The sequence below is a fragment of the Pedobacter sp. genome (assembly GCF_039594775.1).
Taxonomy (GTDB): Bacteria; Bacteroidota; Bacteroidia; order Sphingobacteriales; family Sphingobacteriaceae; genus Pedobacter.
On record NZ_JBCNMT010000013.1, the window covers coordinates 18,904 to 40,647 of the forward strand.

General features: G+C 39.6%; 15 protein-coding genes. 7 read left to right on the plus strand and 8 right to left on the minus strand.

The window, feature by feature from the left end; all coding sequences use genetic code 11:
• Positions 1-23 precede the first annotated feature (23 nt).
• From ABDV71_RS19575 to ABDV71_RS19590, 4 genes are all read right to left on the minus strand, one after another.
• Positions 24-1,073 carry an efflux RND transporter periplasmic adaptor subunit gene (locus ABDV71_RS19575; protein WP_343535591.1) on the minus strand — a complete coding sequence of 350 codons (1,050 nt, stop codon included), beginning with the start codon at positions 1,071-1,073 and terminating at the stop codon, positions 24-26.
• Positions 1,074-1,076: 3 nt separating this feature from the next.
• The gene (locus ABDV71_RS19580) at positions 1,077-2,429 is read right to left on the minus strand and encodes a TolC family protein (RefSeq protein ID WP_343535593.1); all 1,353 of its coding nucleotides are present in this window, start codon (positions 2,427-2,429) and stop codon (positions 1,077-1,079) included.
• Between the two features lie 23 nt (positions 2,430-2,452).
• A complete protein-coding gene (locus tag ABDV71_RS19585) occupies positions 2,453-3,097 on the minus strand; it encodes a TetR/AcrR family transcriptional regulator (protein ID WP_343535595.1) in 645 nt (214 codons plus the stop codon).
• Between the two features lie 110 nt (positions 3,098-3,207).
• Complete coding sequence (locus ABDV71_RS19590; protein ID WP_343535597.1) at positions 3,208-8,688, minus strand: T9SS type A sorting domain-containing protein; 5,481 nt, start codon at positions 8,686-8,688, stop codon at positions 3,208-3,210.
• Between the two features lie 348 nt (positions 8,689-9,036).
• Between ABDV71_RS19590 and pruA the strand changes: the two genes are divergently transcribed.
• Complete coding sequence (gene pruA / locus ABDV71_RS19595) at positions 9,037-10,671, plus strand: L-glutamate gamma-semialdehyde dehydrogenase (protein WP_343535599.1); 1,635 nt, start codon at positions 9,037-9,039, stop codon at positions 10,669-10,671.
• Between the two features lie 132 nt (positions 10,672-10,803).
• Positions 10,804-12,213, plus strand: coding sequence for an amino acid permease (locus ABDV71_RS19600; protein WP_343535601.1), 1,410 nt, complete (start codon positions 10,804-10,806; stop codon positions 12,211-12,213).
• Positions 12,214-12,825: 612 nt separating this feature from the next.
• Here ABDV71_RS19600 and ABDV71_RS19605 read toward each other — a convergent pair.
• From ABDV71_RS19605 to ABDV71_RS19615, 3 genes are all read right to left on the minus strand, one after another.
• Entirely contained in the window at positions 12,826-13,461 is a 636-nt protein-coding gene (locus ABDV71_RS19605; RefSeq protein ID WP_343535602.1) for a carbonic anhydrase, read from the minus strand.
• Between the two features lie 16 nt (positions 13,462-13,477).
• Positions 13,478-15,076, minus strand: a complete 1,599-nt coding sequence (locus tag ABDV71_RS19610) for a SulP family inorganic anion transporter (RefSeq protein ID WP_343535604.1) — start codon at positions 15,074-15,076, stop codon at positions 13,478-13,480.
• A 77-nt stretch (positions 15,077-15,153) separates the two neighbouring features.
• The gene (locus ABDV71_RS19615) at positions 15,154-15,495 is read right to left on the minus strand and encodes a hypothetical protein (protein ID WP_343535606.1); all 342 of its coding nucleotides are present in this window, start codon (positions 15,493-15,495) and stop codon (positions 15,154-15,156) included.
• A gap of 181 nt (positions 15,496-15,676) precedes the next feature.
• On the opposite strand from ABDV71_RS19615, the gene ABDV71_RS19620 reads away from it, so the two are divergent.
• From ABDV71_RS19620 to ABDV71_RS19635, 4 genes are read left to right on the plus strand one after another with little or no spacing between them, the layout of a single operon-like run.
• Complete coding sequence (locus ABDV71_RS19620; protein ID WP_343535608.1) at positions 15,677-16,912, plus strand: porin; 1,236 nt, start codon at positions 15,677-15,679, stop codon at positions 16,910-16,912.
• A 45-nt stretch (positions 16,913-16,957) separates the two neighbouring features.
• Complete coding sequence (locus ABDV71_RS19625) at positions 16,958-18,499, plus strand: acyl-CoA carboxylase subunit beta (protein WP_343535610.1); 1,542 nt, start codon at positions 16,958-16,960, stop codon at positions 18,497-18,499.
• A 7-nt stretch (positions 18,500-18,506) separates the two neighbouring features.
• Positions 18,507-19,664, plus strand: coding sequence for an MFS transporter (locus ABDV71_RS19630; protein ID WP_343535612.1), 1,158 nt, complete (start codon positions 18,507-18,509; stop codon positions 19,662-19,664).
• 4 nt (positions 19,665-19,668) lie between these two features.
• Positions 19,669-20,085 (plus strand): GNAT family N-acetyltransferase, encoded by a 417-nt coding sequence (locus ABDV71_RS19635; protein ID WP_343535614.1) that lies wholly within the window; start codon positions 19,669-19,671, stop codon positions 20,083-20,085.
• Here the strand turns inward: ABDV71_RS19635 and ABDV71_RS19640 are convergent.
• Complete coding sequence (locus ABDV71_RS19640) at positions 20,075-20,476, minus strand: hypothetical protein (RefSeq protein ID WP_113649063.1); 402 nt, start codon at positions 20,474-20,476, stop codon at positions 20,075-20,077. The genes ABDV71_RS19635 and ABDV71_RS19640 overlap by 11 nt on opposite strands.
• 116 nt (positions 20,477-20,592) lie before the next feature.
• Here ABDV71_RS19640 and ABDV71_RS19645 point away from each other — a divergent pair, with 116 nt between their 5' ends.
• Positions 20,593-21,711: a M42 family metallopeptidase gene (locus ABDV71_RS19645; RefSeq protein ID WP_343535619.1), complete on the plus strand. Its 1,119-nt coding sequence runs from the start codon at positions 20,593-20,595 to the stop codon at positions 21,709-21,711.
• The last annotated feature ends 33 nt before the right edge of the window (positions 21,712-21,744 follow it).

A 21,744-nucleotide genomic window follows, 5' to 3' on the forward strand; every position in this document is an offset into this window, starting at 1 on the left:
GTCGATTTTAAGCGTAAAAAATATTATTTAATCACCTTTATTCTTGAGCCATCGGTAAGATAGGCGCTACCAGAAATAATGACAGAACTGGCTTCCTCTAATCCACCCGTGATGGAAATTTTATCTTTTTGCACTGCTCCCAACTGCACTTTCACTTTTTTAGCCACTTGATTATCGTTGGTTACAAATACATAACCTTCATTTTCGCCACCATCCAATAAAGCATCATATGGGATTACATAGGCACTTTGTTTTTTCGACGGATAGATATTCGCCTTACCAAACATTCCCGCAGCTAAGCCTTTTACTGGCTCGGCTAAGGACAACTCCAAACCAAAAGTTCCACTTTGCGGGTCAATACTTTCTGATTTCCTACTGACTTTGGCTTGCAGGGTTTTGCCCGCCAATGCATCGGCAGTAATCACAGCCCTGTCTCCTACTTTTAAAGCCGACCATTGTTTGTCGCTTAAACCAACTTTCAACACCCAATTACCTTCGCTAGCACCATTAATTTGCAGCACTGGTGTACCAGGACCTACAATTTGACCTTCGCTAGCCAGCTTTCTTAGCACGTAACCGTTCGCTGTTGCGTTGATTGAGGTATAACTTTCGTTAAACTTGGCAGATTGCAATTGTTTCTTTGCAACATCGAGCATTGTTTTGGCATTTTGCAATTGCTCCAAAGTAGCTACGCTATCTTTGTAAAGTTTGTCGGCACGTTCGTAATCACGCAACGCTTTTTGATAGGAAAGCTGAACTTGTTGGGCTTGTGAGCTAATTTCCGTAGGGTTCACCGTCGCCAGTACTTGTCCTTTACTTATCTTATCTCCTTCTTTCACATAAATGCGATTAATGACGCCACCGTTTTTAAAAGACAACAATGTTTCATCGTTGGTGGTGAAATAACCAGAAGTGGCCACCTCTCCATCTGCATTTTCGGCCAAAAGCGAGATTACCTTTACCGGAATAGTATCTTGTTGAACGATTGCCTTTTCTCTTTTGTCACTTCCTTTGCAGGCAAATAACATAAGTAAGGCAAGGCTGAGGCTGATTTGTATAATATTTACTTTCATAATTTAGTTTAGCGTATAGGATGCTGTTTCGCGTTCAATATTGGCCATGGCCATTAGCACCTTGTATAAATTAATGTTCACTAGTATTTGTGCCGAAGTATATTGGTTCCGTGCATCGATGGTCTCTACAAAGGAATTTGCTCCTGCCAGATACCCTCTCTCTATTAAGCGCAAATAGGTAGAGGCTGCTTCAAATTGTTTTTGGGATGATTGGTAGGTCTGATAGGCTGAGCGTAAATTATTTTGTGCGGTTTTCGCAGATAGACTTAATTGTTGCGCTACTAGATTCGCATTGAGTTCGGCATTCCTCAAGTCCAAATTGCTTTCATTAATTCGGTTATTATTTCTATTCCCAGAAAAAATCGGGATTTCCAATTGCAGACCTAGCATATAGTAGCGGGTATTGGAATTAAACTTAAATCCTTCTGATTGTGTTCCCAAATCCAAAAAGGCTCCCAATCTCGGTACTGCAAACTGGCTATTCATTTTTCGAACCGTTTTATTAATGCCCACCACTTGATTTAATGCTTTGAGCTCTTCTCGTTGTCCCGAAATATCCAAACTAGCCAACAAGCCCTGCACTTTAGCCAAATCATTTTTATCATCTTTCTCTACAGTAATTGCATCGTCGGCATTTCTGTTTAAAAGAAAGTTAAAGTATAGGCGAGCATTATTTACTTTTTGTTCTGCATCAATTAAGGTAGCCCTTACGCTTTCCACTTCACTTTGCGAACGGAGCACATAGGCAGGTAGGCCCTTTCCGTTTTCCAGCAGTTTTTGATTTACCCGAAGACCTTCGTTAGCCAACTGCAATCCAGACTTATAAACATCAACCACAGCAAGCGCACTTAAATAGTTGTAGTAGGCTGTTTTCACCTCCTTCACCAAATCACGCTTATAAATTTGCACCTCAAATTCCTTTAAAGTTAATTGCTGTTCAGTAATGCGCTTGTTATTGATAATGTCGGTATTGATAATAGGCACGGTGGTACGTACTTTGGCATCGTGAAAGTTTTTAGGTAAGAAATTAATAGTCTGGTTTTGCAGGGTTGGAAAATTATTAGCGCCAGTAATTTGATTTAAAGTGCTGTAAATTGGATTGAGCAAATCTCCCAAGGGTAATGGAATGTTACGACCTCCATCGGCAGTTTGATAACCCGCTTGAAAAGCCACCGAAGGCAGGAACAATCCTTTAGCCGCTTTCAAAGCATATTGCGCTTTTTCTAACGATACGTTTTTTTGCTGCAGTACCATGTTGTTCTTAAAAGCGGTATCAATATATGTTTGCAATACTTGCTGCGCATTCACAGAGAAAGCAGCAAAAACAAGCATCAACATCAAGCAAATATTTTTCATTTTAATTAACAGTGTTAACATCATTATTGAATACTTTTCAAGTTTAACACCAAGGTGTCAAAAGCCATCTCCAAACTAAGTTGCTGTTCCTTTTCTGGAAAGTGGGCATTCACCACATGGTCCAAATGTCCTTGCAACTTTAACGAGCAAATACCGTGAATGGTAGCCCAAACATACAACGACATAGCGTGCAAATCTGCCTGCTTAAAATAACCCTTTGCTTTACAATCGGCAACCGTAACCAGCAAAGCTTCAAAGGCCGCACCACCCTCTTCCCATTCACAGGCGTAATTCTTGTTTACAAACTCAATGGGTTCCCGCATAATGAACATAAGCTCATAAAAATCACGATTTTCTATTGCAAATTCAATATAGCTCCTACCCATTGCCTTCAATCTCTCGAAAGGTTCTTCTACATTTCTGAGCACCGCAAATTGCGTAGCAAGCATTTTAAACCCTTCTTGGTGCAGGGCATAGATCACATCGCTTTTATCCTGATAATAGAGGTAAATGGTGGTAGGGCTTATGCCAATTTTATCAGCAATTTTTCTAATAGAAATGGAATCATAGCCATGCTTTAGAAACAGCTCTTTGGCCACTTCTAAAATCTTTCTCCTCAGGTCCTCTTTATGTTTGAGGCGCTTGCTTTTTGTATTTGTTTCGCTCATGACGAAGCAAATATAATTAACAGTGTTAATATTTTAAAATTTCAAATCATTTTATACAAAAAAAAGGAGAAGCTAGGCCCCTCCTTTTCATTACTGTTATTAATTATGGATTAAAGTTTCACAATCTTTTTTGATACATTCCCACTATCTTTAATGATTTGCAAGACATAAGAACCAGAACCAATTCCAGCCACATCTAACTCTACCACTCCAGAATTATCTGCATTTTTTGTTTTTACGGTCCTTCCAGCCATATCGGTAAGCAGCAATTTAACATGCTCTTTGGTTGATGACTCTAAACTTACATAAAGCTTAGTGGTAACCGGATTAGGGTATGCCAATACAGAAAGTTCTTGCTCAAGGCCTTTTACAAATCTGGTAAGCCTATCAAAGGTTATTCGAGTTCCGTCACGGTCAATTTGGGCCAATCTGTAATAGGCAGATTGCCTGAAACTGGCATCTATCGCCTCGTAGCTAGACAAAGAAGTTGAATTACCTTTTCCCGGTTTGCTATCAATTACGCTAAAGTTTTTACCATCCAAGCTTTTTTCTATTTCAAACTTCACATTGTTTTGTTCTGAACTTGTCGTCCATTTAATTAATGCTCCATTAATGGAGGCTTTCGCTGTAAAATCAACCAAGGCTATTGGCAACACTCCTGGGGTTTTCGCAAAGGTAAATGTACCAAAATCAGTGTTCAGGCCAGAAGTAATCATTCCAGTGCTGCCAATCACGGAATAGCTATCGTTGCCAGCAGTCACCCATTCATTACCACCAACATCAAACCTTGTCACCACAGCATCCAGCGTAGCAAAACTCGAAAAGCCAGAAGTTGTAAAATCGTAAGTGGTTAATCCTACTTTAGCTTGGGCATTGCCGCTCAGCTTATTAATCGTCCAATACTCCTTATTATGAACATAACCCAATGCCGCCGGATTAAAATTAGTGACATTAACATAAGACATTGGAAAATATTCTAGCTCAAAATCGGAAGCTGTACCTACAACATCCGTTAGCCCAATGGCCGTAGACGCAGTACCTTTACCAATCACCAAACGAGTTGCAGTACCGTTGGCTACATTAAGTAATTTAATTTTCCCGTTGATGAAATTTTGCGGCTTGCTAAGATCAAAATTGATAGTTTTAGCAGCATCAAGTGTTAACCCTGCCCCAGCATTTACCTTACCTTCGGTCACCACAAAATTCCCTGTTACTTTTACCGGCTGGTTAAAAGTTATTGTTTTGGCTAAAGCCGACAAGCTAACATCTCCAAAAATAATTTCGCTAACAGCATTATTGTCAATGGCAAAAGTATGCGCATTGCTAAGCGTTCTATTGCCTAAAGTGGCATATATGGCTGGGTCATTTTTTAACACTACCGTAAATCCATCAGGCACTGTTTTTAAAGCGTTGTCCAAGGTTGCTAAAGTTCCAATAAAGGCTTTTTGCGGCTGAATGTTCACATATCCCGTCAAGCCGTTATCCACGCCATCTACAATCTGGGCCTTAACGCCCACCAAGTTATCAAAATTGGTTTCCGTTCCACTATTAATAGCCCCAAATACATTGTAGGAAGCATCTATATCGCCATTAAAAGGGAAGATATTGGTAGTATTTGTTCCATCTTGTGCCACATCATAAAGCGTTCCATAGGCCGCCGAAGTTCCAGAAGTTGTGCCATCCAAAAAGACATACGTGCCCAAACTAGCAGCAAATATATTTTTATCGATATCAGTGCCACCGATTTTCACGTTGGAAATAGGTTTTACAGCAGCAGACCCATTATGATTATAGAAACTTATACCAACACCTCCTGTGCCATTAAAGGTATTACCAGTAATAGACAGATTATTTGAAGTAACCGGGCTCTGCGCCCCTGTAGTTCCCTCTTTACTTGAAAACACAATAGAACTGAAGGCTGTAGCTCCTGTAAATGGTGTTAAAGTATTGCCCTTGATACTTACATTGTTTGAACGTTGTACGAAAATTCCAATATTAGCATAATTGGTAATGACATTATTGGCTACTTCGATGTTTGCATTTGCCGTTCTACTTCCTTTCACCTCCAACATTCTTACAATTAAGTTTGCCTGGCCCAAACTTGGAATGCCAGCACCAATGTTGTTATTGTTAATCTTATGATTACCCACCTTTGCATATAGTACAGACACTAAACCAACTGGAAGGTCATTATAGGAGAACTCGAAGTTATTACCAACACCATCTCCAATGCTGCCTGCCTGCAATCCATACACCGCAACAATATTATTTTTATCAGCAGGCGAGCCACCAATAATCCCATAGGTATTATATGCGTAAATACCTCTTCCAAACAATTCGGGAGCCAATAAATTAGCATAGGTGACGGTATTACGTACTACGTTAATCGCATTATTCGGAACACCAACGTCATTCCTCCCCAATCTTATAGCGTGACTATACCATTCGTAACCACCTACACTCTGCGTCTTGGTGCCCTTGAACACATTGTCGGAAATCTCTAGATTATTGAAATTATCAGTGGTTGTACTGGCGATACCAATATAGGTTGGCTCCTGATTAATCTGGAACTCGAAGTTTCTGATTTTCACATTTGGGGCATTAATTTCAATAAGTGCATTTTTTCTATCTCCCGTAGTAATTATTGGTCCAGTACTACCATTGATGATTGGCTTGTCGGACAAAATCATGCTGTTACCTCTTAACGTTACCTCCTTATTTACTACAATTGCAGAAGTGAGCGTAAAAGTTCCTGATTCAACATTAATCACATGTCCATTTAGCGTATTCGAGTTGTCGATAGCTTCTTGTATTGTCGCGAAACCTTCGGTCGTATTCACATTTCTTACCGGAAGATTCAAAATCACCTCGCCTAAACCCGGCACATCGCCCTTGTCATGAATTTTAGCCTTTATTGTTGTAAAAGAAGCTTGAGTCCTATCCGTTCTGGTATCATAAGTGCCATAAACGTTCATTTCCGCAACGATATTTGAAGAGAAAGGCAAGATATTGGTAACCGCAGCTGAATTATAATACGGAGAAGACCAAATTGGGTCAGCTGCCGTAGTTCCTGCCGGCCTGTCGTCAAGCCTGATGTACTCACTCAGGTTAGCCGAGAAAATATTAGCGGCAGTACCTGGGCCACCAATAACAGCACCTGTTAGTGGGGCTAAAGCTCCATCGCTATAAGAATTGGCAAACTTAATGCCCACGTGTCCCGCACCCAAAGGAGTAGGCACATTAAAGGTATTTTGTTTTACAATTAAGTTTGAAAACGATTTTGCACCGGGAGTTCCCGAGTTTGTTGTTTTGGTATCGAAATAAAGCCCAACCGTATTTGAACTTCCCGAAAGTGGATTAAAAGTATTGTTAATGACACTCACATTGCTCGAATAAAACACCGCCATTCCCAAAAGCTTAAAATCATTCAAGGTATTTCCTGAAACCTCAACTGTTGAACCAGGATTGATGGTCGAAATTACCTCAATTAGTGCTGGCTGTCTGTCGGCACCTGTTTGCCCCATTTCGTCAGCATTTCCGCCCGAAGTAATGACATTGTTCGTGATTTTATTGCCTGGACTGACATACCCGTTCATGGCCAACTTACCCTGTAGGGTATTATTATTTACAATCAGTGCTCCGCCGCTCATATCTCCCGCTTGTATTGTAGCGTAATGAGCTTTGAAATTATTGTCATCTATATTCCCGTTGATATTAGATGCCCTTACAGCCCTACCCAAAGCATTACCCACCACGGTATGCCCAACGGTATTTCTTAAGATGGTCACCTTATCGTTTCCATTGGTATTTAGAACACCTAAAAAGATTGCCGCACTATTAAATACATAGCTGGTATTGGTACCTTCTATTAAATTATCGGTAATGGTTAAATTATTAAAACTACCTGTTGGCCCTGATTTGATACCATAACCCGCCGTAGTCGTAGTGGTCGCATTATTAAAATTACTCTCTTGAAACCGAAGGTGTAAGTTCGAAATCGTCACATTCGGCACCGCTACATAAATCAGTGCTTTATTTGCGACGTCACCACCAGTAATGATTGGCTTATTTGCCAAAAAACCTCCATTACCCTGCAAAGTAATTCCTTTCGTAATATTGATCCCCGTAGTTAAGCTATGTGTCCCTTCAAAAACATTGACGGTATTGCCCGCAAGTGTTGAAGGAGCATCAATAGCCGATTGAATAGAACAAAAACGCACCGAAGTGGCGGTATTACTCGCCACTAATTCTGGCGCAACTGGACTAGAAGCAACGGCACTGGTTACCATTCTGAAATCTGTCGCATTTGAGCTCAGGTTATTTCCACTCAAATAAGCGCAGGCATCAGCCGAGTTATCCCTATCAAAATATAAAGTATTGGCATCTCCTGGGACACTTGGACTATTACCAACATTATTATTATAACCAATATTACCCTTCTGCAATTGTATAGCCACCTCTGTTCCAGTAATTGTATTCCCAATAATGGTGTGTCCCGTACCGCCCACCACAATACCAAAACCATCCCCCTCATTAGGTGCCGAGCCCTTAATATTTGAAATGATATTACTTGTGATGTACGCACCAAAAGGCTGGTCGTTAATGTTTGCGTAAATATCTTTTCTTCTCAGCACAGCAATGGCGGCAAAATCTCTAGTATCAGTCGGAGTACCCGTTTGGGTAATTGTGTTTTGATAAACCACCACCGCACCGTTTCCTGAGCTAGCACCCGACGCCAATACATTTTTGATTTCAATTCCGAACCTAGAGTTATTGGCTAACGTGATAATATTTCTAGAAATAGAAGTTTGAGCTGATGCCAGATTGTTGTTACCTAACCACATTCCAATACCCGAATCTCCGTTTGAACTTACAGTATTCTCTATTACTTTAATCCCGTTAGTGTATGCAGACTCAGCAAAATCAATCCCTACCAATTGGTTAAAGGATACGTCATTATAACTCACCTCAACACCCTCAAAATTTGCAGTAGAGCTTTGGAACATAATCCCTCTGGCGCTGCTTGCCACTGGAACACCACCTTTATTTCCATTGTTGTTAAAAGTTGAAAACCTTATGATCAAGTTGGAAGCACTTTTATTGGCATAAAAACCATATCGGTAATTTCCGCTAGACGATACGTCGTTCACAAAAACGTTTGTAGCATTTACATCTAACCCTATACCTCTTTCAAAATTAGTTACCGTAAGGTTAGAAATCGAAACATCATTGGCAGCAATTCTAAATCCGTAATTCGTAGCCGTAATATAATTGTCCACCGTTCCATCAATAATAGTACCTGCTCTGGAAGTCCCCTGAATAGTTAAAGATTTGTTGATATTCACAAAATATCCAGCAACAGCGCCTACAGGCGAATAAGTACCATCGGCTAACGTAACAATATCCCCAGAAGCAGCAGCATCCACAGCGGCTTGAATACTCCGCTTAGGTGACCCTATTAATGTTCCAGCATTGGCATCATTCCCTACAACAGGGTCTACGTAATAATTTGTTTGCGCATGTATGCCCTGAAGGGCAACTAACAATCCAACAAACAGCATAGGTAGTGCTCTGAGTAGAGTTTTTCTCATAATTTATCTGGTTAAAGAACTATTTATCTATGAGAGAGCGATTTAAAAATAAAATTAAACATAATCACAATAAAAAAAGAAAGATTACGTTACAACTTTTTTCTCTAATAGATAAATCTTGGCTTACACCAAAAAAATGGGGATTATTTTATTGTTTTTTTATTCAAACAACTTTAAAATCGCATTACTACCCCCTCTATTCACAAATCAGTTTCATCCATACAAAACACTGATAGTAACCACCATTCGAGATATTTAGCAATCGCATCATAATAATCTATAATCATTCCCCATCAATAACCAGCTATCAAAATTAAACCTCTATATTTGTGAAAATTACTACTTATTATGCTTAAAGGATTTTTTAACGTTCCAGCCCCTGTTAACGAGCCCATTTTGGGTTATGCACCAGGAAGCAAGGAAAGAGAATTATTAAAAGCGGCATTAGCCGAGGGAAGATCTAAAGTAACAGACATCCCTATGTATATTGGAAACAAAGAGGTGTTCACCGATGAGAAAATCAATATCACTCCTCCTCACGACCACCAACATGTTTTAGCCACCTTTAGCAGGGGCAGTAAAACACATGTACAACAAGCCATTGATGCTGCATTAGCTGCAAAAGCCGATTGGGAAAATTTAGCTTGGGAACAAAGAGCCGCTATTTTCTTAAAAGCTGCTGATTTAATTGCAGGCCCATACAGATACAAATTAAATGCGGCAACCATGCTAGGCCAAAGCAAAAATGCTTTCCAAGCTGAAATAGACTCTGCCTGCGAATTGATAGATTTCTTGCGTTTTAACGTAAGCTATATGACCGAAATCTACAAGCAACAACCTCCAGTTTCTCCAAGGGGTAGTTGGAACAGAGTAGAGCAACGCCCATTGGAAGGCTTTGTTTTTGCATTAACTCCTTTTAACTTTACAGCCATTGCCGGGAACTTACCTTCATGTGTGGCCATGATGGGCAACGTAGTAGTTTGGAAACCTGCCGATACACAAATTTATGCGGCAAGCTTAATTATGCAAATCTTTAAAGAGGCCGGATTGCCTGATGGCGTAATCAACCTTGTTTATGCTAAAGGTCCTGATGCTGGCGATGTGATTTTCGCTCACCCTGATTTTGCCGGCATTCACTTCACAGGTTCTACTGGAGTTTTCCAAGACATTTGGAACACTATCGGCAGCAACATCCACAAATACAAAACCTACCCTCGCATAGTAGGCGAAACTGGTGGTAAAGATTTCATCCTAGTTCACGGTTCAGCAGATGCCGAAGTATCAAGTACCGCAATCTTGAGAGGCTCTTTCGAATATCAAGGTCAAAAATGCTCTGCTGCTTCGAGGGTGTACATTGCAAAAAGCAAATGGCCTCAAATTAAAGAATATCTATTGAGAGATTTGGCAACCCTGAAAATGGGTCCAACCGAAGATTTCAGCAATTTCATCAATGCAGTAATCGATGAAAAATCTTTTGACAAACTAGCGAAGTACATTGACGAAGCAAAAAAAGCCAAAGGTGTTGAAATTATTGCTGGCGGAAACTACGACAAGAGCAAAGGATATTTTATTGAACCTACTGTTTTAGTGGTAGACGACCCGAAATATAAGACCATGAGCGAAGAACTGTTTGGCCCTGTATTAACGATATATGTTTATGATGATAAAGATTTCGATAAAACTTTAGAAATCATCGACACCACTTCTATCTACGCCTTAACAGGTGCGGTAATTGCCCAAGATCGTTATGCGATTGACAAAGCTACTCATGCATTACGTAATGCAGCCGGAAACTTTTACATTAATGACAAATGTACTGGAGCAGTAGTAGGCCAGCAACCATTTGGCGGGGCTAGAGGTAGCGGCACTAACGATAAAGCAGGCTCAATGATCAACCTATTACGTTGGGTATCTCCACGTACGATTAAGGAAACTTTCGATCCACCAAAGGATTATACTTATCCGTTTTTAGCAAAAGACTAATCTTGACTTTAATTAGTTTATTCTTTTATTAAACATATAGCAACAGAAAGCCCCAAAATTTTGGGGCTTTCTTTATTCAAAAGAGTATTTTAGCACCCAAAATAAAACTCGACAACTTCAAAATCATTAACCTTGGAAAATACCGACAATAAAAACGATCTAAAAAGAGGCTTACAAAATAGACATATACAGCTAATCGCCCTAGGCGGAGCAATTGGTACTGGTTTATTCCTGGGCATTGGTCCTGCAGCCGTACTGGCTGGACCATCTGTTATTTTAGGCTATGCCATTGCTGGCATCATTGCGTTTTTCATTATGCGTCAGCTTGGCGAAATGGTAGTCCAAGAACCAGTATCGGGTAGTTTTAGTCATTTTGCCTATAAATATTGGGGACCTTTTCCAGGCTTTGCCTCTGGCTGGAATTATTGGATGCTTTATATTTTGGTAAGCATGTCTGAGCTAACAGCAATTGGCATTTATGTACAGTTTTGGTGGCCAGAAATACCGCTTTGGGCTTCTAGTGCTTTCTTTTTTGTAGTGATCAACATGCTCAACCTTGCCTCTGTAAAAGTTTATGGCGAGGCAGAGTTTTGGTTCTCCATTGTGAAAGTAGTTGCTATTATAGCGATGATTATATTTGGTGGCTACCTGTTGTTAAGCGGTACAGGTGGAGAACAGGCAACAATAAAGAATCTGTGGAACGACGGCGGCTTCTTTCCAAAAGGCTGGCTTAGCGCTAATGGAACTGGGGGCTACGAAGGACTTTTAGCAGCCATGGCACTTATCATGTTCTCTTTTGGAGGATTAGAACTTGTGGGCATCACTGCCGCAGAAGCTGAAAATCCTGAGAAGAACATACCCAAGGCGACCAATCAAGTTATCTATAGGATCTTAATTTTTTACGTTGGCGCCTTGATCATCTTGTTTTCTTTATCACCATGGAAAAGCATTACTGACGGCAGCAGTCCATTTGTGATGGTTTTTGAAAGACTTAATGGTTTTCAACTTGATTTTTTTGGCCAGAACATCAACTTTACGAAGTTAATTGCCAACGTTTTGAATGTCATTGTACTTACTGCAGCACTATCTGTATATAATAGCAGTGTTTACAGCAACAGCCGTATGCTTTACGGATTAGCACAACAAGGCAATGCGCCAAAGTTTCTATCTAAACTAAACAAAAACTACGTGCCCGTAATGGCCATCCTAGTTTCTGCAGTATTTGCCGCTATTTGTATTATAATCAACAAAATTATCCCAGAACAAGCGCTAAGCATACTCATGTCGCTCGTAGTATCGGCACTTGTGATCAACTGGTTGATGATTAGCTATACCCATATTAAATTCAGGAAAGCACATCAATCGCAAAAAACGAAGTTTCCATCATTTCTATATCCGATTAGTAATTACATCTGCCTATTCTTTTTAGCGGGCATATTGATCGTAATGTGGCTTACAGGATTAAAAATGTCTGTAGAGCTAATTCCGATATGGATGTTGTTTCTATATGGATGCTACTACTTAATTCAACGCAAAAAATAGAGAAAGTTATTACTTCTACTTACTATTTAAGGGATGAAAACAATCTCCCTATGTGCCTATGTGTTTATATTTCTCATTGTGAATTCAGCGCAAAAGCTAATTAAATGAACCACATAGACACATAGCAGGTTCAATAACATTAATAATCATTAGGCTTAACTTCGTTGATTTTCAATTTACTTGCTTGAGTTTCATAAATGGGATCGCAGCGAAAATCCTTTTTGTTCTTTTGATTGTCATTCTGAGCGTTGGCGAAGAATCTGTAAGTTCTTGCACATCAGAAGTAGATTCCTCGTTCCTCGGAATGACAGAAAAGCGGTCAAAAAGATTGTAGCGTAAAGCCCGACTTGCTTTAATAGAAGTTGCTGTCCCTGCTTTTCAAAAAACAACTTATTAAGCTCTGTACGACTTTTCAATGCACCCTTATGTGTCTATGTGGCTAATAATTACATAAAAAAAGAGGATGCCCAAACGCCAGGCACCCTCTCCAACATTATATACTACTAAACCTACAACTATTTTGCGTCAATTTTAAACAAAGTAGGAACATCCTCAGCACTTGAAGCTTTGGCATCCAAATCTTTGATTAAAAATTTTTCAAGCAATTAAATGTTATAACCAGCTTACAACGCCGGTTTCTACATTATAATTAGCGCCTACTATTTTAATTTTACCGTCTTTTTCCAATTGGTTTAAAGTGGAACTTTGACTGCGGATATCTGCAATGGTTTGCTTCACATTCTGTACGTTCAATCTTTCCAACAAATCATCATTTTTAGACGAACGCTCTTCGCCTTCATTAATGATCTCCTCAATAATTGGATTAAAATGATTTACCAAATGTGTAAGGTTTTCCATTCCCATCTCTCTAATTGCAGCTGCGTCCAGCCCTCCTTTTAAAGCACCACATTTAGAGTGCCCTAAAACAACAACCAGTTTAGAACCTGCCACATTACAGCCAAACTCCATAGACCCCAAAATATCTTGGTTCGCAAAATTTCCAGCAATTCTCACGCTAAAAATATCACCCAATCCTTGGTCAAAAATCAACTCTGCAGAGGTACGGCTGTCGATACAGCTTAATATTACGGCAAATGGCCATTGTCCTGCTCTTGTATCGTTTACTTGTGATAGTAAATCCCTGTTGGCTTTTAAATTTTGCACAAATCTTTCATTACCTTCTTTTAGTATTTCAAGTGCCCTTTCAGGAGTGATGGTTGCTTGCGTTTCTAAAGTATGTGCTTTCATTATTTTATCTCTATTTTTAATTTTGTTCAACAATTTTTGTATTAATTTTTGGTACCGAGTAAGTTTTCTTAATATTCTCTAAAGTAACAATAATCCCTTTTGTATAAGCATTATGTTTGTAGTTGTGGATTGCTTCCAACACATCTGGATCGATATATCTAGAATTAGCGCCATCTATAATCACATTAGTTTCATTTGGAATTCCAGATAACAACACCTGAATAGAAGCTTTGTTTAGGAATGATACTTCTTCCGCGAGCTTGATCCTGATGTTCTTTTTGTTTCCTTCCTCTTGTACTCGGTAAAAGAAGGGATTGCGCATGTTAGTTCTCAATAAATAGAAAATTGAAACAGCCATACCAATACCAACACCTTTCAACAAGTCAATACCTACTACACCTACAATTGTAATTACAAACGGGATAAATTGGTCCCAACCTTTGTGATACATGTGCTTGAACAGAGATATTCTCGCTAACTTATACCCAGTAACCAATAAAATGGCTGCCAAACAAGATAACGGAATCATATTGATGATCGAAGGAATGAATAGTAATGATAGCAATAGCAATAAACCATGTGAAATAGCCGAAACCTTGGTACGGCCTCCAGCATTAACGTTTGCTGAACTTCGTACAATTACAGCCGTCATTGGCAAGCCCCCTAACATACCGCTCGTAATATTACCTACGCCTTGCGCAACCAATTCTCGATTGGTTGGCGATACTCTTTTCAAAGGATCGATTTTATCAACCGCCTCTAAACTCAATAAGGTTTCTAAACTAGCAACTACTGCAATAGTAAGTGCCACCATTAGTACCTTAGAGTCTAAAATGGTAGAAAAATCAGGCATGGTGAACAAGCCAAAAAACTCCGCTGCGCTATTTACTTCTGGGATTTTCACCATTTGGCTATCTTTTAAGGCACTTGATGAACCGCTAAACAAGATGGCTCCCAATATGCCTAAAGCAACCACTACCAAAGGAGCAGGAACTACCGCCAGTTTCTTAAATTTAGGCCAAAATACCAATACCAAAATAGAAAGTACACTAATTGCAATAGCAGCTATGCTAAAGTGTTGAAGTGCATTCCCTAATGCTGAAAAAGTATTTTCCCCATCTTTTTGGAAAAAGCTTTCATCACCAAAAAAATCGCTATCCACACCTAAAGCATGCGGCAACTGTTTCATAATTAACAATATACCAATACCTGCCAACATTCCTTCAATAACACTTGAAGGGAAATAGTTACCAATGGTACCAGCCTTGATTAATCCCAGAATAAGTTGGAATACACCTGCTAAAACTACGGCCATTAAAAACGCCTGATAGCTTCCTAAGCTGGTAATAGAAGCCAAAACAATGGTCGTTAAACCAGCGGCAGGCCCACTCACACTTAACTGCGAACCACTAATGGAAGCCACTACTACGCCACCTACAATCCCAGTAAGCAAACCGGCAAACAAAGGTGCACCAGAAGCCAAAGCAATTCCCAAACACAGTGGCAAAGCCACTAAGAACACTACAATACTTGCGGGCAAATCGGCTTTTAAATTCCTCTTTTGCAAGTATTTTCCTATTCCGCTTCCCATAGAAGCCGAATTCGAATTTTTCATAAAGAATTATGTTAATTTCTAAAGTTTTTTATCAAATCAGTTCCGTATTAAGCATACGGAAATAGTACGGGTAAAACTTAAGAGAAATTAGGGGGCGGTGTTGGAACCGAAGGATGGTATGGATCCACATAACGTCGTGAGTGCTCAATAAAGCTACTAGGCACGCCACAATCTAAATCTAAGTGGACATAGTTAAGATCAATTTTTTGGAACATCATTTTATAGTCTACAAACTTCACGCTTGATTTTCCTTTCTCATCGCCGTTGTTTTCATTTTCCAACTGCATGATTACAGAAACCATAAAATCTTCGTCCAGATGCTTGAAAAACATAGGTGCAGCAGAAATTACCATCTTCGATGCGAAAACGCACATAAAAATGGCAACTATCCAAAGCTCATATTTTTTTCTTAGCTTCATTTTTGTTAAATCTTCTTTTTTAGATTTCCCCAAAAGTAATTCCGAAAAACGTTAAATTCAAAATTTATTGCGTAATAAATTTGTAATATAAAGATTTTATAGCGCGGAAATCAAAATTATTGGGCATTTTCAAACTTTATTTATTTTTGAGCTTTTCTTATACATATCGAAGCAAAATTTAATGAGGATTCTTTTCATTTGTTTACTAATTACATTGCCTCTCTTTGTGTTGGCGCAGAATAACAATGCTCCTTCATCCTATGATATACACGACATTAAGATTACTGGATATCTGCAAACACAGTTCCAAGTAGCTCAATCCCCAGGTATATTCTCATGGTCTGGGGGCGACTTTAGTCCAAATTCCAGTAGTCGCTTTATGCTAAGACGCGGACGCTTAAAGGTAGACCGTGTAGATAAATTTTCTTCCGTAGTATTTCAGCTTGATGGCACCCAAGATGGTCTTCGAATCATGGATGCGTTCATTCAATTCCATAATCCGCAAGATAAGTCATTACTTTTTACTGCAGGTCTATTCAATCGGCCTTTTGGCTATTCCATTGTCTACTCATCAGGCTACAGGGATTTTCCAGAAAGGGCTCGTGTTTTTCAAACTTTAATGCCTAGAGAAAGGGATTTAGGAGCAATGATCAGCTACAGGCCTAAAAAAATTCTTCATTTTATCACTGCAGAATTAGCCGTAGTTAACGGTAGTGGTTTAAATGCACGAGATTATGATTCAAACAAAGACATTATTGGAAACCTCAACTTTAAGTTTGACAGTTTAACCAATAAAAAACTTCATGTGGGATTTGGCGCCTCAATCTATAAAGGTACCGTAAGGAGCAATACCGACACTTACTTGAAACCTGTTGAGAATGGCTTTGTAAGTGTTACAGATGAGTCTAATGTAGGTTATAATTTCCGAAGAGATTATTATGGGGCCAATCTTCAATTAGAATACAACAACTCCTTTGGGAGTACAACACTCAAGTCGGAATATATCCAAGGGAAACAACCTGGCGTAGCGGCCTCATCTAGTATTTCGGGATTAGCAGCCAGTCAAAGTTTTGCTACCCAACCTACTACCAATTTATATCTTAGAAATTTCAATGGATATTTCATCTGGTTTACCCAACAAATTGCCCACACCAAATTAACGGCCATTGTTGGCTATGATGTTTATGATCCAAACACCGATGTAGACGAATCTGAAATCGGAAAAGTAGGCAGTAACACCACTGCCGGCGACATTAAATTTAGTACTTTAGGCTACGGCGTAACCTACGCTCTTAACGGTCGTTTAAAACTTACGATCTATAACGAACATGTACATAATAATGGCACACAGCTAACCAATTACCAAAATGACATTAAGGATAATGTATTTACTACTCGCCTCCAATATCGCTGGTAGCTCATTATTTTAAATTTTAACCAAATCTATAAACCATATAAACCGATGAACAACAAAATCCAAATCTTAAAAGATAAAATAGAAAAAGCACATCTGGGTGGTGGACAAGCTCGTATTGATAGCCAACATAAAAAAGGTAAACTAACTGCCCGTGAGCGTATTCATTTTTTAATGGACGAAGGTAGTTTTGAGGAAATTGGCATGTTGGTAACCCACCGCAGTACCGATTTTGGGATGGAAAACGAGAAATACCTTGGCGATGGTGTAATTACTGGCTATGGCACAGTAAATGGCCGACTTACCTATGTTTTTTCTCAAGACTTTACCGTTTTTGGTGGATCTTTATCTGAAACCCACGCAGAAAAAATATGCAAGATTATGGACATGGCCATGAAAAATGGCGCACCTATCATTGGCCTAAATGACAGTGGTGGTGCCCGTATTCAAGAAGGCGTTGTTTCTTTAGGAGGTTATGCCGATATTTTTTACCGTAACGTACAAGCCTCTGGAGTAGTGCCACAGCTTTCGGCCATCATGGGACCTTGTGCGGGGGGAGCAGTATATTCTCCCGCCATTACAGATTTTATTTTGATGGTTGAAAATACCTCATATATGTTTGTAACGGGACCAAACGTAGTAAAAACAGTTACCCACGAAGAAGTGAGTTCAGAAGAGTTAGGCGGTGCCAGTACCCACGCAACCAAATCAGGAGTTACCCATTTTGCTTGTGCCAATGAAATTGATGCCATTAACCATGTTAAAAAATTACTGAGCTACGTCCCTCAAAACTGTGAAGAAATACCTCCTGCTATCGCTTATGACTCAGTAAATGAAGAAAGATCTAGTTTAAACGAGGTGCTCCCCTTAAACGCCAACCAACCTTACGACATTAGAGAGGTGATTGTACAAGTTACCGATGATGATAGCTTTTTGGAAGTGCATGCCGCTTACGCAGAAAATATCGTAGTGGGCTTTGCTCGGTTAGCTGGTCGTAGTATTGGTATTATAGCCAATCAGCCAGCTTATTTGGCGGGAGTTTTAGACAATAATGCGTCTGTAAAAGCGGCCAGATTTGTACGTTTCTGCGATTGCTTTAACATTCCTTTGTTAGTTTTTGAAGATGTTCCTGGCTTTTTGCCTGGCACCGACCAAGAATGGAACGGAATCATTAACAACGGAGCAAAACTATTGTATGCTTTTAGTGAAGCCACTGTGCCTCGTATTACGGTAATTACACGTAAAGCTTACGGAGGCGCCTACGATGTGATGAACTCCAAGCACATTGGTGCCGATATGAACTATGCTTGGCCGAGTGCTGAAATTGCGGTAATGGGTGCTAAAGGAGCTGCTGAAATCATCTTTAAAAGAGAAATCACTGCAGCCGAAAACCCAGAAGAAAAATGGTTGGAGAAGGAGAAATTATATTCAGATATTTTTGCCAATCCTTACCGTGCTGCTGAGCGTGGTTTTGTTGATGAAGTGATTGAGCCATCTAAAACTCGTGAAAAACTAATTAAGGCTTTCAAAATGCTCGAAAACAAAGTAGTAAACACGCCAAGAAAAAAACACGGGAATATCCCACTTTAAGGATAAAATGCAAGCATTAAAACGTGCCGATGTAATTTTAATGGCCTTTTGCACAGGTCTTATCGTTGCCAATATCTATTATTGCCAACCCTTGGTCGTTTTAATTGCCAAGGAGTTTAAACTGGCTGAAAGCGATGCCGGAAGCATCACTTTCTTAACCCAAGCTGGTTATGCCATTGGTCTATTTCTTTTGGTGCCATTAGGCGATATGTTTGAACGCAAGAAACAAATTTTGGTCATCACCGCTTTGGCGATCATATCACTGTTAATTGCTGGCTTTTCGCACAGCTTTTTGGTGCTCGAAATAGCTAGTGTTTTAATTGGTGCTTGCTCTATTGTCCCCCAGCTCATTCTCCCTCTCACCGCTTCTTTAAGCGATGATGAAAGCCGAGGCCATAACATAGGCATCGTAATGAGTGGTTTATTGGTGGGCATTTTAGCTTCAAGAGCCATTAGCGGTACAGTAGGTGATTTGCTGGGCTGGCGTGCCATGTTTTTAATTGCTGCCGGCGTTTGTACTTTGCTAGTGATGCTGATGGCGGTACGATTTCCAACAAGCCGTCCTACCTTTACAGGTGGATACAAAGAGCTGATGCGATCTATGTTCTCCTATATTAAAACCCAACCCGTTTTAAGGGAAGCATCCATCATCAACTTCTTTGCCTTTATTGTCATCATGGGTTTTTGGACCACCATGGTTCTTTATCTTTCCAATCCACCACATCATTTTAGTGCTTATCAAATTGGCTTATTTGGTATCGCAGGTGCCGCAGGTGCTTTGGCAGCGCCATTGGTAGGTAAATTAAGTGGTGGGGGAAATCCTCGAAAAAACTTGATGATAGGTTTTATCTTGGAATTGATCAGTGTGGCATTATTCTATTTCACTGGCCATAGCGTATTCCTTTTTGTTGTTGGTATTATCTTGATAGACATTGGGCAACAGGCCATCCACGTCACCAACCAAACCCGTATCTACACTTTAGTTCCCGAAGCCAGAAACAGGCTAAACACCATTTTCATGTCGGTGAGTTTTGTGGGCGCTGCTTGCGGTTCGGCCTTGGGTTTATGGCTATGGTCATTAGGTGGTTGGGCCATGTTCTGCTACGGCGTTACTGCAATCATCATCCTAAACATGTTGATTTATCAGTGGTATAAAAAAGCTTAAACTCTTGAGTGAAATTATCCAAATAGAACAGATTTTTCCTTCGCTTACTTGGCGAATTAGACAACAGGCCATGTATCCTGAAAAGGAAATCACGGAAATGGAGTTAGCTGATGATTTTGAAGGCACTCACTTTGGACTGTATTTTAATCATGAACTTACTGGAGTAGTCTCCTTATTCATAAAGGATGGCATCGCACAATTCAGAAAAATGGCTGTACTTCCTAATAAGCAAGAAAATGGTTTAGGTAAACTACTACTGCAATACTTAATAGATTATTGTAAGCAACAACCAGTAAAACTACTTTGGTGCAATGCCAGAGTAAACGCCATTGGCTTTTATACAAAAATTGGTTTCGTTACGGAAGGAGCACCTTATCAACGAAACCAATTAGACTACATTAAAATGCAGCTTATTTTTTAGGCAATGTTTTATTCAAATCCATCACAGGAGTTAAACCTTCCGAGGGTACATAAATAATTTGTGGCAAGCTCCCTTTATCTGCTAATTTTTCTAAAGTTCTAATAAACAGATACTGGTTATAAGTAGCAGATAAGGTACCGTTCTCCACTTTCATCGCTTCCGCCATCCCTTTGGCTCTTTCTATTTCGGCAGCAGCATTTAATTTCTCGGCCTCCAAACGAGCTTTGGCTTCTTCTACTAAAATTCTACGGTTTTGTTCGGCCTTCGCCATTTCGGCTTTACCTGCCATTTCTTGTTGCCAAACATTATACCTTGGCAAGCCCCACATTAAAGCTACAATCACCATTAAAACAAAAAGTGCTACTGGAATAAAAATCTTGATTACGTTCATAAATGATAAGTTTTAGAGTTTGTTTAATATAATGATTTTCCTGTCAAAAATCAAGAAAATGGTTCCATCATAAGTCTTTAATATGTACATTTACCAGCATACAGAAATTAAAAACTATGGCAAAGAAAAAAGACGAAAATAAAAAACATGTGCCTGTAGTTACCAAAAAATCGCTACAGTTTTTCGAGAAATATATCAATAATGCTGCACCAACTGGATATGAGTGGGAAGGTCAAAAACTTTGGCTAGAATATTTAAAACCTTATGTTGATGAGCATTTTGTAGACAACTATGGTACTGCTGTAGGCGTAATTAATCCTAAAGCCGAATATAAAGTAGTCATTGAAGCACATGCCGATGAAATTTCTTGGTATGTGAATTACATCACCAATGATGGTTTAATTTACGTTATCCGTAATGGAGGTTCCGATCACCAAATTGCACCTTCAAAGCGTGTAAATATCCATACTGAAAAAGGCTATGTAAAAGCGGTTTTTGGTTGGCCAGCCATCCACACCCGTCATGGCGAAAAAGAACAAACTCCAGAGCTTAAAAACATTTTCTTGGATTGTGGATGTACCACTAAAGAAGAAGTTGAAGCCCTGGGCGTACACGTAGGCTGTGTAATTACCTACGAAGACGAATTTATGGTATTAAACGACCGTTACTATGTTGGTAGGGCCCTAGATAACCGTGCGGGCGGTTTTATGATTGCAGAAGTAGCTCGTTTGTTAAAAGAGAACAAGAAAAAATTACCTTTTGGTTTGTATATAGTGAACTCGGTACAAGAGGAAATTGGTTTACGTGGTGCCGAAATGATTGCTGATCGTATTAAGCCTAACGTAGCCATCGTGACCGATGTAACCCACGATACCACCACTCCAATGATTAACAAAGTTACGCAAGGCGATTTATCAGCGGGCAAAGGCCCAGTGGTATCCTATGCTCCTGCTGTACAAACAAATTTGAATAAATTGTTAATCAAAACTGCCGAAAAAGCCGACATTCCATTCCAACGCCAAGCCTCATCACGTTCAACAGGAACTGATACCGATGCTTTCGCATACTCTAATGGAGGCGTTCCTTCAGCGTTAATCTCGTTGCCTTTACGTTACATGCACACTACCGTGGAAATGGTACACAAAGAAGATGTTGACAATGTAATCAGCTTGATTTACGAAAGTTTATTGGCCATTAAAGATGGTCAGGATTTCAGAGAATTCTCTAAAATCTAATCAAAATACAAGAGGCCTGAAAATTATTCAGGC